The sequence below is a fragment of the Paraburkholderia sp. BR13439 genome, assembly GCF_040948805.1.
In the GTDB taxonomy this organism is placed as follows: domain Bacteria; phylum Pseudomonadota; class Gammaproteobacteria; order Burkholderiales; family Burkholderiaceae; genus Paraburkholderia; species Paraburkholderia youngii.
This window is the reverse complement of record NZ_JBFPKN010000008.1, coordinates 115283-128253: the sequence shown is the minus strand read 5'-3', so window position 1 is coordinate 128253 and position 12971 is coordinate 115283. Positions and strand designations below refer to the sequence as shown.

Here is a 12971-nt window from a genome sequence, read left to right as displayed (position 1 = left end):
ATCAGTTAGACTCGACGGCAGTTTCGCGCTGTCTTTCCAACTGCGGTTTTCTCGATGAATGGATTCAGGTAGTCGATGCGCTATTCGGTCGAAATAAGAAAATTCCTTTATAGCCAGTACTTTTATGGCGGCCTGCGCATCGCGGTCGGCGTGTCGTTACCGGCCATCCTGTGCCTGATCGTGTTTCACAATCGTGAACTCGGCTTCACGATCGCGACCGGTGCGCTCGGCGCCTGCGTCGTCGACATGCCGGGCCCGCTCAAGTACAAGCACAACGAGATGCTGGCCTGCTCGGTGATCGGCTTTCTGTCCGCGCTCGCCACCGGCCTCGCCACCGTCAATCCGATCGCGCTGTGGTGCACGGTCGTGCCGCTTACGTTCGTGCTGTCGCTGATCGTCGTGTACGGCAACCGCTGGCCGCAGATCAGCTTCGCGACGCTGTTCATGATGATCATGACGCTGGAGGAGCACTTCACGCCGCTGCAGGCGCTCGTCAATGCGTCGTGGATACTGCTAGGCGGCCTCTGGTACACGTATTGGTCGACCCTCGTGAGCCGCTGGATGGTGCATCGGATCGAGCAGCAGGCGCTCGCCGAAAGCGTGTTCGCGTGCGCGGACTATCTGCTTGCGCGCGCCGCGTTCTACGATCTCGACAACGACCTCGACGAGTGCTACCGCAACCTCGTCGACAAGCAGATCTCCGCGGTAGAGCGCCAGGACGCCGCGCGCGACATCGTGCTGCGCAACCTGCCCAGGCTCAAACGCGGCAAGCTCGAACCACGCCGCGCGATGCTGTACAACCTGTTCATCAATACCGTCGATCTGCACGAGCTGTTCGTCGGCGCGCAAACCGATTACACGCTCGTGCGCAGCACGTTCGGCGGCTCCGACCTGCTGGTGTTCTATCGCGATCTGATCCGCAAGGCTGCCGAAGATCTCGAGGAGATCGGCCTCGCGGTGCTGCAGAACCAGGCGCCGCGCAAGCGCGTGAACGTGAAGGCCGAGTTGCGCGCGATCGAGTATGAAATCGAGCTGATGCGCAAGCAGGAATTGCCGACCCAGAACCCGGAGGCATATTCGGCGGTGTCGTCGAATTTCCGCCGCATCTGGAGCGCCACGCGGCTGATCGACAAGATGCGCCGCAGCCTCACCACCGAGCCGAGCCCGACCGAAACGGAACTGCGCATCGATCAGGCGCTGAGCCGCTTCGTGACGAGCCGGCGCGTGCCGTTCGGGCAGATCTTCTCGAATCTGACCATGGCCTCGCCGAGCTTTCGCCATGCATTGCGCGTGACGATCGCGGTCGCCGTGGGCTTCTGGCTCGGCCGCCTGCTGCCGCTGACCAACGCGTACTGGATCGTGATGACCACCGTCATCATCCTGAAGCCCGGCTACTCGCTGACCAAGCAGCGCAACGGGCAGCGGATCATCGGCACGCTGATCGGCTGCGCGGCGAGCATCGCGTTGATCATCTTCGTGAAGGAGCCGCACATCCTGATGGTCGTGATGTTCGCGTCGATGGTGATGAGCTACAGTCTGCTGCTGTTCAACTACACGGCGAGCGTCGTGTTCACGTCGTCGTATGTGCTGCTGCTGTTCCATCTGCTTGCGCCGGGCAGTCTGCGCATCATCGGCGAGCGCGCGATCGACACCGTGGTCGGCTGCGCGATCGCGATCGCGGCGAGCCACCTGTTCCCTTACTGGGAGTACCGCTTGATGGGCAAGCTCGTCAACAACATGATCAGCGCGACGCGGCAGTACCTCGAAGCGAGCTGGTGGTGGAGCGGCAAGCCGGCCGCCGCGGTGGTCGCGGCCGTGACCGAAGCGGGCGCGCGTGCGCCGGCGGCCGCGATGGCGGATCCGGCGCTCGGCTTTGGCGGCCCGGCGCTCGCTGTCGCTGGAGCCGAAGCCGAAGTGGAGAGTGGCGCCGGTGCGCGCCGCGCGGAACGCGCGAGCCGTGCACCGCCGCTCGCCGACGCTAGTGCAGAGGCGAACGCGGGCGACGCAGCCCAAGGCACCACCACGATCCGCAATCCGACCGCGCGCCCGGCAAGCGGCGCATCGGCTGCCGCTGCCGCGGCGGCGACCGCGCTCGACCGTGATTACCGCTATCGGCTCGCGCGCAAGAACGTTCACGTTGCGTTCGCGAATCTCGGCCAGGCGTTCCAGCGCATGATGCTCGAACCGAAGTCCGCGCAGAAGTTCGTGCCGGAGTTGAACGGTCTGCTGGTGCGCAGCCACGTGCTCGCGTCGCAGATCACGGCCGCCGCGCCGCTGCTGCGCACCTCCGCGCAACAGCAGCAACAGGTCGAGGACATCTCGCTACAGCCGCTGCAGCGCGCATTGAGCCTCGTGCGCGACAACCTGAGCGCCGCCGAAGCAGGCACCGCGTTGCCCGCCGAGCAGAGCGAGCAGATCAAACTGATGAGTCGCGAACTCGATGCGATGGTCGTCAACACGGAGAAATCGCCGGACTATACGGCCGATGCAGTGCACGACACGAAGCTGCTCGCGCATCAATGCAAGCAGATGCTCGCGGCGTCCGCGCAGATTCGCAAGGACGCGAGCATCATCCGGTTGCCGGAGGAGTGAAGCTGCGAGGCGCGCGGGCGTTATTGCGCTGCGCCGCTCGCCGGTTTCAGTGCGTTGACTGCCGCGGCTGCCTCCGAGGCCACCGGCGGCACCTGCGTGGGCTGGCTCTCGAACTCGTGCTTTTGACGGATCGCGTTGTAGATCAGCGTTGCGATCACGAGCAGAATCGCCACCACGATAAAGACGGCGATGCCAAAGGTCGGGTTCTTCTTGCGCGGCGGTCTGGTCATGAAGCGGGCTCGGTTCGCGTAGCAGTCGCGGATGGGTCGGAGAAGGCGGCATTCTACGCCCAGTGAGCTTGCACGCGGCTTGCAGCCGACGGGAGCGGTATGGATGCGCCGTGGCGCGTTTGCTATCGAAACAGCAAGCGGCGCTCCTGGCACTCACGGATGCTCCACAAGCATCACGTTACCGCCGACGAACGCACCGGCAACGCCGTCGAATACTTGATCTGCTCCATCGCGAAGCTCGAACTCACGTCGTACAGCGGCACGGCCGTGATCAACTGCTTGTAGATCCGGTCGTAGTCGTCGATATCGGAGACCACCACGCGCAGCAGATAGTCGGTCTCGCCGCTCATCCGGTAGACCTCGACCACTTCGGGAATATCGCGCACCGCTTGCGTGAACGCGGCGGCCCATGTCTCCGTGTGCTGGTTCGTGCGCACCGCCACGAACACCGTGGTTCCGACGCCGAGCTTGCGCGCGTCGCACAGCGCCACCTGCGCGCGAATCACGCCCGCCTCCTTCAGGCGCTGCAGCCGCTTCCAGCAAGGCGTCTGTGACAGATTCACGCGCTGCGCAAGTTCGGCGATCGGCATCGTCGCGTCCGCCTGCAGCAATTCGAGCAGCTTCCGATCGATGATATCCATACCCATACCCCCACCTCTCATAGGAAATTATTCTACTTTTCTGACGGTCGAGGGAATTATATGGAAACTCTTTCTCCGGGCAAACCGGTATAAATATCGATACCGAAAATTGCCGACCAGCAGCGCCCGTGCTGCATCAACACCATGAGCGACGACCTTCGCGCCACCGCTATCGAGCACATTCCCGACTACCTGAAGTCGCTGCCGGACCCGGCCCGACTCGAAGCGGCCGCGTTATCTACGCACACGCTGCGCGATATGAAGCGCACACCGCTCGAGCGCCTGTGCGACACGCTCGACGCGATGTTCGAAGCCTGCGCGAAATTTCCGGAACCGTCGCATTCGACGTTCTTCGCGCGCAGCATGCGGCTCGCGCTCGCCGAGGCGGCCGCCGATCCGGCGCTGCTCGCACCGATACAACGCGAAGGCTCCGCCGACACCTATCGGCGCCATCTGCTCGTCGCCGATCCGCAAGGCCGCTATGCGATCGCCGCGCTGGTCTGGCAGCCCGGCCAGGCGAGCCCCGTGCATGCGCATCACACGTGGTGCGGTTACGCGGTGGTCGAGGGCAAGCTGAGCGAAACGGTCTTCGAATGGGACGACGCGCAGCAATGCGCGAGTGCGCTGCGCATTCAGATACGCAAACGCGGCGCGGTGTCGTACGTGCGCGGCGGCCGTGCCGCGATTCATCGGCTCGGCAACAGCAGTGATGCGCCGGCGGTGTCGCTGCATATCTACGGCGTCGAAGGCGCGCGGATCGGCACGCACGTGAACGACATCGTGCGCACGTCCGACGCCGCGGAGATGGTTTAACAACGGTTGCACGTCACTGCGACACGTGACGTGATGTGATGTGACGCGTTCGCGCGACTACGAAGTCATGCGAGCACACAAGCACGCGACCGTCCTCGCACGGTCGCCAACAAACCCCCGCCTCAACTCTTCCCGCCGACATCGCCCGCCGTCGGAATTTGCGGCGGAATCGGCGCGGTCTGTCCGGTCGGCGGCGGCGCCGGACGCGGTTCGTGCGACACGTCACGCGCGGGCGCAAGCGGCACTTGTGTCGATGCGCGCGCCGACGGGCCGACGGCGCCCACTTCATACTCCGCTTCGCGCAGATGCTCGTGCGCCGCTTCGCGGGTTCGTTCGCGCGCGGGTTCATGCGCCCTTTGATGGTCTTTGCCGTGCGCGCCATCGCGCGGCCGCTGGTGCGCGTCGGCCCCCGCATCCACAGGCGCGACGAACCCGGTCATCTCATCGTCGCGCAACGGCTCGCCGTCGCTATCCTTCGACGACGTGTACACCCGCATCTGCGCGACCGGAATCTCGATGCCCGCCTCGTCCATCTTGCGCTTGAGCCTTAAATTGAACGCCCGCGCGACGCTCCATTGCTGCAGCGGCCGCGTCTTGATCTGTCCTTTGACGACCATCCAGTTCGGATCGAAGCGGTCGAGACCCCACACCTCGATCGGCCCGAGCATCTCGCGCCGGTAGCGGAAGTCGGCCATCAGCTCCGCGCCGACTTCGCGGATCAGCTGCGTGATCTCGTCGACATCGGTCGAGAACGACATGCGCACCTCGAACACCGCATACGCGAAATCGCGCGACAGGTTCTTCACGATCTTGATCTGCGAGAACGGAATTGCGTGGATCGCGCCCTGCCCGTCGCGCAGCCGCACGGTGCGGATCGACAGATGCTCGACCGTGCCCGCATGGCCGCCATCGACGTCGATCCAGTCGCCGACCGAGATCGTGTCCTCGATGATGATGAAGAGCCCGGTGATCAGGTCGGTCACCAGCGACTGCGCCCCGAAGCCGATCGCCAGACCGATCACGCCCGCGCCGGCGAGCAGCGGCGTCACGTTGATGCCGAGGTTCGCCGCGGTGACGATGCCGCCGATCGTCATGATCGACACGAGCAACACGTTGCGCACCAGCGGCAACATCGTGCGGGCGCGCGTGCTCGGGCTGCGCGCCTTGTTGCGCGGGCTGCCCGGATTGAGCGTTTCGGTGATCGCGGTGTCGACCAGAATCCACAGCAGCCACGCGATAAATACGGTGGCGACGATCGCCGTCATCGCATGCGCGATGCCGCGCGCCGCCACGTTCCTCTCGATCACCTCGGCCAGCGACACGTCCCACAGCCGCGCCGCGAATTCGAAGAAAAACAGCCAGATGAACAAGGTCAGCAAGGTGCCGCAAAAGCGCAGCAACCGCGTCAGATATGGCGAGCGGCGCCGCGCGCGGGCACTGCGCGGGCGCGTCATGCGCAGCACGATCGCCGACAGGAAAAACGCCAGCACCAGCAGCAGCGCGGTGACGATCGAGATCTGCAGCACGTTTTCGCTGGAGCCGGAGCCACCCAGCGTCGCGACCACCGACGCGGCCGCCAGCACCAGCACCGGCACGTGCCACATCGCGGCAAGCACCTCGAACGCATCGGTCGCCGCCCTGTGGTCGTTGCGCTGCTCGTACGGCCGGTTGCGTATCAGGTGCGCGACCGGCCGGCGAAAAGCGAGCGCGAAATAGCCGGTCAGCACGGCGGCCGTCATGTTGGCCGCGGTCGAAATCAGCGCGGCGAGGTTGGTGCCGATCTGATGCTCGACGTCGTAATTGACGGCCGCGTCGCCGAGCGCACCGCACACGCCGATCACGAACAGCACGCGGCGCGCGTGATCGATCAGCAATCGCACCGCGACGCGTCGGTGGCCCGAGCCGAACAGCGAGAACATGATCAGGCAGATCGCGGAAAACACCGCGCCCGCGACGATCGCATACGCGACCACCATGCCGAGCGTGCGGCCGAGCGCATCGGGCATCGCGCGCATGAACAGTAGCGCCGCGATGAACGCGATGATCCACGGACCGACGCGGCGCAACGCGAAGATCAGCAGCTCGCGCGTGGTGGGATTGGGCCGCAGCACCAGCTCGACGCCGAAGCGCCGGTGCAGCCGATGCTGCAGATAGATCAGCGCGCCGGCACAGGCGCCCCAGCCGGCCAGCATCCCCAGCATCGCCAGCAGGATCGTGCCGAGACCCTCGCGCCCCTGGCCGGAGACGATCGTGTACAGCTCATTGCCGGCAGCGGTCACGCGCCCGCTCCAGTAGCGCACTGGCGTGCGGCCCTGATGCACGTCGGATTCGAACGACGCGATGCCCGACGCGATCGCGCCGAGCAGGCCCGGGCTAGGTTGCACGGCCATCGGCGCGGGCGGGCCGACGGTCTGCGCGGCGCTTTGCGATACGTCGCGCAACTTCTTCAACTGGGCGACGAGCGCGCTGCGCTGGCGGTCGTTGTCGAGCGTGGCGATCACGCTGTCGAGCGAGCGCGCAAGCTCCGCCTGGCTCGCGGGCGACGGCGCCGACGCCGCCTCGGGCGCCGACGCACCCGAGGCCGCGGACGCGGGCGTCGCGTTCACCGTCGCGCTGTTGATCAGGCTCTGCAATGCCGGGATCACCGGCGTGCCGCCGCCGACCGCGGGGCCGGCGGCCTGCGCGATGCGCGGCAGCGCGCCGAGGCACAGAATCAGCGTGGCGCACGCGAGCGCGGTCAACCAACCCAGCACATATGCGCTCGCGCGCGGGTGGGCGTCGCCGCTGGCAGTGCCGCGAGCGGCGTGATCGGAGGAGAGATGAGGGGCGGTGAGAATCGCCGGCTGCTGCCCGCCGCCAGACGGCGCAGCCTCGGACTCACGCCGCGACGGGCATGACTGCATGGCAATCCGTGAGAAAACGGCAGACGCCAGTGTAGCCGCAGTTACGCCCGGCGCGCCCGAACATGCGTAACCGAATGTTAGTACGCTTGCGCGGCCGGCAAATTCGATGCGCCGGTCGTCAGTACGCGACCGTCGCGATCTGGCGGACGAAGCGGCCCTGCTCCAGTTCGTCGACGAACGCGATCGCGTAGTCTTCGGCCGAAATGCGGCTGTTGCCGTCCGCATCCGCGATCAGCGTGTTCGCGCCCGTGCGGAACTTGCCGGTGCGCTCGCCCGGCGCGATCAGCGCGGCCGGCGCGAAGAACGTCCAGTCGAGATCGGTCACGCCGCGGTAGTAGTCCAAGGCGTCGCGATGCGCGAGCGCGATGCCCTTGTACGCCTGCGGAAAACTGTCGGTATCGACCAGTTGCTTGCCCGGCGCGACTTCGAGCGAGCCCGCGCCGCCTACCACGACGACGCGCTTCAACCCCGCCGCGCGCACCCCTTCGACCAGCGCGCGCGTGGCCTGCGTCAGCGTGGCGAGATCGCCTTGCGGCGGCGCATACGCGCTCGCGACCACGTCCTGACCGCGCACCGCCGCGCCGACGCTCGCGGCGTCGAGCAGATCGGCCTGCGCCGCATGCAGATTCGCAACGCCGTCCGGCACGCGCGCCGGATCGCGCACCAGTGCCGTCACCTGATGCCCGCGACGCGCGGCTTCCGCGGCAATCCGCGAGCCGATCATGCCGGTCGCGCCAAACAAGGCGATCTTCAGTTGCTTGCTCATATCAGCGTACTCCTCAGGTTGTTTTATATGTAACACTGATAGTTACATATAACGAGAAAAAAACGGGGCTCTCACCCCGTTCATTGGTTAGTCACCGTCAAGCCCGGCGCTTGCGCTCGCGATGCTTCTCCGAGCGGACCACGTCGGCGGTCGCATCGGCGAGCGTGCGTGCGGCCAGCGCCGCTTCCATCGCCTGCTGCGCTTCGCCGATGATCCCGCTCAACACGCTCTGGATATTGCGCCCCACCATGCACGCGGGATTCGGCTCCTCGCGATGCAACGCGAACAACTGCGCGTCCTCCACTGCGCGATAGACGTCTAGCAGCGTGATCTGTTCCGGCCGCCGCGCGAGCAACGCGCCGCCACCGGCTCCCATCTGCGACGTGGTGAGGCCGGCCTCCGAGAGCATGGCCAGAAGCCGGCGGATCAGCGCGGGATTCGTGTTCACGCTGCCCGCGATCATCTCCGACGACAACGGCACACCCCCTTGTAACGACAGCAGTGCGAGCACATGCACGGCAAAGGCAAACCGGCTACTCGTGTTCACGGCAGATCCGTCCCGCAACGACAATGTGTAACCATCGTAATTACATATACCTCTAAAGTCAAACGGCGAAAGCCGGATCGAACCGCGCGCGGGTCATTTGTCCATCTGCTTCTGCGCGTCGGCGGACTCGGCCGATGCGCTCGACGAAGCCGACGAGCTCGCATTCTGCGCCGACCACGCCTGCAGCTTGCGCCCCGCCGTTTCGAGGCCCTGGCCCGTGATCGACGCGGCCCTGCCGAGCTGCGCGTTGGCCGCGCTCGCCGCGTTCTGCAGATTGGCCTGCGCGCTCGACGCGAGCGCGGCCGGGTCGATCCTGATCGACGGCGCGGAGGCCGAGTCGAGGTTCTGCTGTGCGGCGTCCTTGGTCGCGGTGACCTGTTGGCCGACGTAGCTCGCGGCCTGATCGAGCTTCTGACCGGCAAGCTGCGCGGCGTCGTTGAGCTTGCCCGCGACCTGGCCGGCCGAAGCGTCGTTTTTCTGGCACGCGGCCAGCGCGCCGAACACGAAGACCACGACCGCCGCGCGGCGCAATAAGGATGAGGAAACAGATGAAATCATGATCAGAAGGAGCCGCACCGAGCGGCTCGCACTTGCGAAGATGTGCCCATGATACCGCCGTTGCGCCGCGCGGCCGCTTCGAGTCACCCCGGCGAGCCATCGACGATTACGACGAAACCTCGGGTGCGGTTCGCCGCAAGGCCATGCAACTTAACCACAACCCCGCGTCGACCAATGCGATCATCGCCGGGCCAGGAAACGGAAGCGTGGAAACAGCTGTCTTCATCGACCGACTTCGCTGCCTAAGCGAAGAAAGCAGCGGTTCGGCATTTCGCCGAGCCGCTGCTCGCCCGAATCGCCGTTGCGCGAATATCACCGAGCCAGTTAATTCGCCGGCGTCAGTATCGGTGCGCCGGCATCCTTCAGCAGAAAAACCAGGAATTTAGCAGGCTTGGTCTTGCTGGCATTGCGCCCGACCGTGTGCACGTCGTTCGGCCCTTCGTAGAAGGTTTGCCCCGGCTTCAGCGTGACGGTCTGGCCGCCGCGCACGCCCATCACGATCGAGCCTTCCAGCACATAGATGAAGCCGTGTGCATCATGCCGATGTACCGGGTCCGCACTGCCGGGCGGATACTCGACCGAGAGCACCGTGACTTCCTTGCCCGGATAGTCTTCCAGCGCCCTGGTCATCAGCGGCGTAACTTGCGCTTGCGGCGGCTCGTGCGCGTGTGCGGCGCCTGCTGCCAGCAGCAGCGATGCGATCAGCCATCTGGAAATATCCATGACGGTGCTCCGTTGCGCGTCGCTCAGGCGAGGCCCGACTTGTCCACGCCAAAGGCTTTGTCGTAGATGCCCGGCGGGATGCGAAAGCCAATGTTGACCCGATTCCACGCGTTGATCGACATCACCTGGAAGGTCAGGTCGGACAACTCCTTCTCCGAGAACTGGGTCCGCACGCGATCGTAGATTTCATCGCTCACACCCAGCGGCGAAATCTGGGTCAGCGCCTCGGTCCAGGCTAGAGCGGCACGCTCGCGCGGCGTGAACAGATTGGACTCGCGCCACACGGCCACGTGATGAAGGCGCAACGGACGCTCGTCATGGATCGTGGCCTCCTTCACGTGCATGTCGACGCAGAACGAGCAGCCGTTGAGCTGCGACGCGCGGATGTCGACGAGATGGCGGATGGTTTCCTCGATTGCGGACTTCTTGAGCACGAGGCTGAACTCGACGAACTTCTTGAACAGTTCCGGGGATTGCTGCTGATAGTCGATGCGCTGGGTCATGGCATGTCCTTGGTGCGGTTGGAGAAAGGAGAAACGTTGCGGGAATGCGGTTCAGTCCTTCGCGACGGAGCGGCTGAGCCAGGTGTGGAAGCGCGTCGGGCCGATGCGATGACCGCCGCCGGCGACCAGGGTGCGGTCGTCCAGCTCTGCGCCGAAATAGCGAGCGTGGACATCGGCGATCACCGTGCGTGGATCATTGTGCGCGGCGAGGAACTTGCGGGCGAGTTCGTCGAGTGGGAAGCGGTCCGGACCGGCGAGTTCGGTCATGTCGTTCAGCGGCATCCCCGCCGCAAGATCGGCGAGCACTGCGCAGACGTCGTCGGCGGCGACCGGCTGGATCAGCGCGGGCGAAAGGCGCACCTCGCCTCGCTGGGCGCTGGCCTCGATGATGCCGCCGACGAATTCGAAGAACTGGGTGGCACGCAGCAGCGTGTACGGGACGGGCGACGCCTTGACCAGCGTCTCCTGCGCAGCCTTGGCGCGAAAATACCCGCTTTGCTGCAGGCGTTCGGTGCCCACGACGGACAGAGCAAGATGGTGCTCGACGCCCGCCGCGTGTTCGGCGGCCAACAGGTTGCGGCCCGCCGTCTGGAAGAAGCTCATCACGGCCTCGTCCTCGAAGGACGGCGCGTTGGCGACATCGACGACGACATGCGCGCCTTCGAGCGCTTTCGCCAACCCGTCGCCCGTCATCAAGTCCACCCCGGTCGACGGGGATGCGGCCACCACGTCGTGACCATCGCGGCGAAGCCGCCGCACCACGTTCGAGCCGATCAGTCCGCTGCCACCAATGACGACCACTTTCATGTTCCTCTCCCTCCGGTTCGGTTGACGAAGCGCTTGCTGCTTGATCCGATGGGTGCAGTATCATTTCCAGCCGCCGGCGCCGCTTTGTCGGCGCCTTGTATTTCCGTCCAAAATTCCTCCATCCGCTTCATCAGCGCGCCGGGTAGCGCATACCTGTCGGCTTTCCCGTCCTGGAGTCCCCAATGCAATGGGTTTTCGCTGACTGCACGCTGGACCTGGAGCGTCGCGACTTGCGCCGCGCTTCCCAGGAGGTCGCCACGACGCCGAAAGTGTTCGATCTGCTGGTTTATCTGGCGAGCCATCGCAACCGGGTCGTGGGCCGGGATGAGTTGATCAATGCGGTGTGGGACGGACGCGTGATTTCCGAATCCACCATGGCCAGCCACGTGAACGCCGCGCGCAGCGCGGTCGGCGATGACGGTCAGCAGCAACGGGTGATCAAAACCGTGGCGCGCAAAGGATTCCGGTTCGTCGCCGACGTCATCGAACATCCGGCATCGGATCAGGCCAGCGAGAAAACATCGACGCCAACCGAGAGGTCATCGCCGGATGCGGCGCAGGCCAGCAAGCCTTCCATCGCCGTCTTGCCTTTCGTCAATCTCAGTGGTGACCCGGAGCAGGACTACCTGGCCGACGGTGTGATCGAGGACGTCATCACCGCGCTGTCGCGATACCGCTGGTTGTTCGTCGTCGCGCGCAACTCGAGCTTCACTTACAAGCATCGCAACGTGGATGTGAAGCAGATCGGGCGAGAGCTCGGCGTGCGCTATGTGCTCGAAGGCAGTTGGCGGCAGGCACAGGGCCGCGTTCGCATCACCGGCCAGCTCGTCGATGCGGGCACCGGCGCGACCCATTGGGCTGGCCGCTTCGAAGGCGTGCTCGACAATATTTTCGAGTTCCAGGATCAGATCGCCGACAGTGTGGTCGGCGCGATTGCGCCGCAGGTCGAACAGGCCGAGATCGCTCGCGCGCGGTTCAAACCGACCGAAAGTCTGCGTGCCTACGACTACTACCTGCGTGGTATGGCGCAGCTTCATCGAGGCAGCCGCGAAGCGATCGACGAAGCGTTGCCGTTATTTCAGCGCGCATTTGCGTGCGACGCTGAGCTTGCATCGGCGTATGCGATGGCGGCCTGGTGTCATTGCTGGCGCAAGGTCAATGGCTGGATGCACGATCGCCCAAGAGAAATGGCGGAAGGCGCCCAGTGGGCGCGTCGTGCCGTGGAGTTGGGCAAATACGACGCCGTCGCTCTCGCGCGCAGCGGTCATGCGCTATCGCATCTGGCCGGCGACCTGCTCGAAGGTATCGCCTTGCTGGATCGGGCGCTCGAATTGAATCCCAATCTTGCCGCCGCGTGGTTTCTCGGCGCATTTCTCCGCTTGTGGCATGGCGAAACTGAACAGGCGATCAGGCAATTTGCCCATGCGATGCAATTGAGCCCGTTGGATCCAGAGCGTTATCGGATGCAGTTTGGCTTGTCGGCTGCGCACTTGTTCATGGGCAACTTCGTCGAAGCCGCTGCGTGGGCCGAGAAAGCCATCCGGGATTTGCCGAGTTTCGGCCTGGCCTACGCAACGCTCGCCGCGAGTCAGGCCTGGCTCGGCAAACCAGCAGAAGCTCGACAAGCTGCGATTCGCTTACGCGAGCTGATTCCCGACTTGCGCCTCGGCAACTTGACCGACTGGATGCCGATCCGGCGCGACGAAAACCTTGCCGTCTTCACGGAAGGCTTGGCCAAGGCGGGATACGATTCTGAACCCTGCGAGGATTGATCCAATCCTGCAGCGGGCGTCGGCATGCAGCGGCGCTCGCCTCGACATCGTTCAACGCTCTCCCACATTTCAGAATCTTCCGACGGTTGTAGACGAAACACCTCCCTATAGTCGCG

12 protein-coding genes are annotated in these 12971 nt (G+C 64.9%); 3 read left to right on the top strand and 9 right to left on the bottom strand.

The window, feature by feature from the left end; genetic code table 11:
- The first annotated feature begins 75 nt into the window (after positions 1–75).
- Entirely contained in the window at positions 76–2592 is a 2517-nt protein-coding gene (locus tag AB3X96_RS17825) for an FUSC family membrane protein (protein WP_368590704.1), read from the top strand.
- Positions 2593–2612: 20 nt separating this feature from the next.
- Here AB3X96_RS17825 and AB3X96_RS17820 read toward each other — a convergent pair whose 3' ends face one another.
- Both AB3X96_RS17820 and AB3X96_RS17815 read right to left on the bottom strand, forming a co-directional pair.
- Positions 2613–2822, bottom strand: coding sequence for a hypothetical protein (locus AB3X96_RS17820; RefSeq protein WP_176108931.1), 210 nt, complete (start codon positions 2820–2822; stop codon positions 2613–2615).
- 173 nt (positions 2823–2995) lie between these two features.
- Positions 2996–3469, bottom strand: a complete 474-nt coding sequence (locus tag AB3X96_RS17815; protein WP_013089133.1) for an Lrp/AsnC family transcriptional regulator — start codon at positions 3467–3469, stop codon at positions 2996–2998.
- Positions 3470–3607: 138 nt separating this feature from the next.
- Here AB3X96_RS17815 and AB3X96_RS17810 point away from each other — a divergent pair, with 138 nt between their 5' ends.
- Positions 3608–4276, top strand: a complete 669-nt coding sequence (locus AB3X96_RS17810; protein WP_368590703.1) for a cysteine dioxygenase — start codon at positions 3608–3610, stop codon at positions 4274–4276.
- A 122-nt stretch (positions 4277–4398) separates the two neighbouring features.
- On the opposite strand, the gene AB3X96_RS17805 is transcribed toward AB3X96_RS17810, so the two are convergent.
- The 7 genes from AB3X96_RS17805 to AB3X96_RS17775 all read right to left on the bottom strand — a co-directional run bounded on the left by AB3X96_RS17805 (position 4399) and on the right by AB3X96_RS17775 (position 11083).
- Positions 4399–7179, bottom strand: coding sequence for a mechanosensitive ion channel domain-containing protein (locus AB3X96_RS17805; RefSeq protein WP_368590702.1), 2781 nt, complete (start codon positions 7177–7179; stop codon positions 4399–4401).
- 118 nt (positions 7180–7297) lie between these two features.
- Positions 7298–7945, bottom strand: a complete 648-nt coding sequence (locus AB3X96_RS17800; RefSeq protein ID WP_368590701.1) for an NAD(P)-dependent oxidoreductase — start codon at positions 7943–7945, stop codon at positions 7298–7300.
- Between the two features lie 97 nt (positions 7946–8042).
- On the bottom strand, positions 8043–8492 hold the full coding sequence (locus AB3X96_RS17795; protein ID WP_176108935.1) for an Rrf2 family transcriptional regulator: 450 nt from the start codon (positions 8490–8492) through the stop codon (positions 8043–8045).
- Positions 8493–8585: 93 nt separating this feature from the next.
- On the bottom strand, positions 8586–9050 hold the full coding sequence (locus AB3X96_RS17790; protein WP_176108936.1) for a hypothetical protein: 465 nt from the start codon (positions 9048–9050) through the stop codon (positions 8586–8588).
- A gap of 324 nt (positions 9051–9374) precedes the next feature.
- Complete coding sequence (locus AB3X96_RS17785) at positions 9375–9773, bottom strand: cupin domain-containing protein (protein WP_368590700.1); 399 nt, start codon at positions 9771–9773, stop codon at positions 9375–9377.
- Between the two features lie 23 nt (positions 9774–9796).
- Positions 9797–10276, bottom strand: a complete 480-nt coding sequence (locus AB3X96_RS17780; protein ID WP_018432277.1) for a carboxymuconolactone decarboxylase family protein — start codon at positions 10274–10276, stop codon at positions 9797–9799.
- A gap of 51 nt (positions 10277–10327) precedes the next feature.
- Complete coding sequence (locus tag AB3X96_RS17775) at positions 10328–11083, bottom strand: SDR family oxidoreductase (protein WP_368590699.1); 756 nt, start codon at positions 11081–11083, stop codon at positions 10328–10330.
- A 182-nt stretch (positions 11084–11265) separates the two neighbouring features.
- Between AB3X96_RS17775 and AB3X96_RS17770 the strand changes: the two genes are divergently transcribed.
- Positions 11266–12855 carry a winged helix-turn-helix domain-containing tetratricopeptide repeat protein gene (locus AB3X96_RS17770; RefSeq protein WP_368590698.1) on the top strand — a complete coding sequence of 530 codons (1590 nt, stop codon included), beginning with the start codon at positions 11266–11268 and terminating at the stop codon, positions 12853–12855.
- Positions 12856–12971 lie beyond the last annotated feature (116 nt).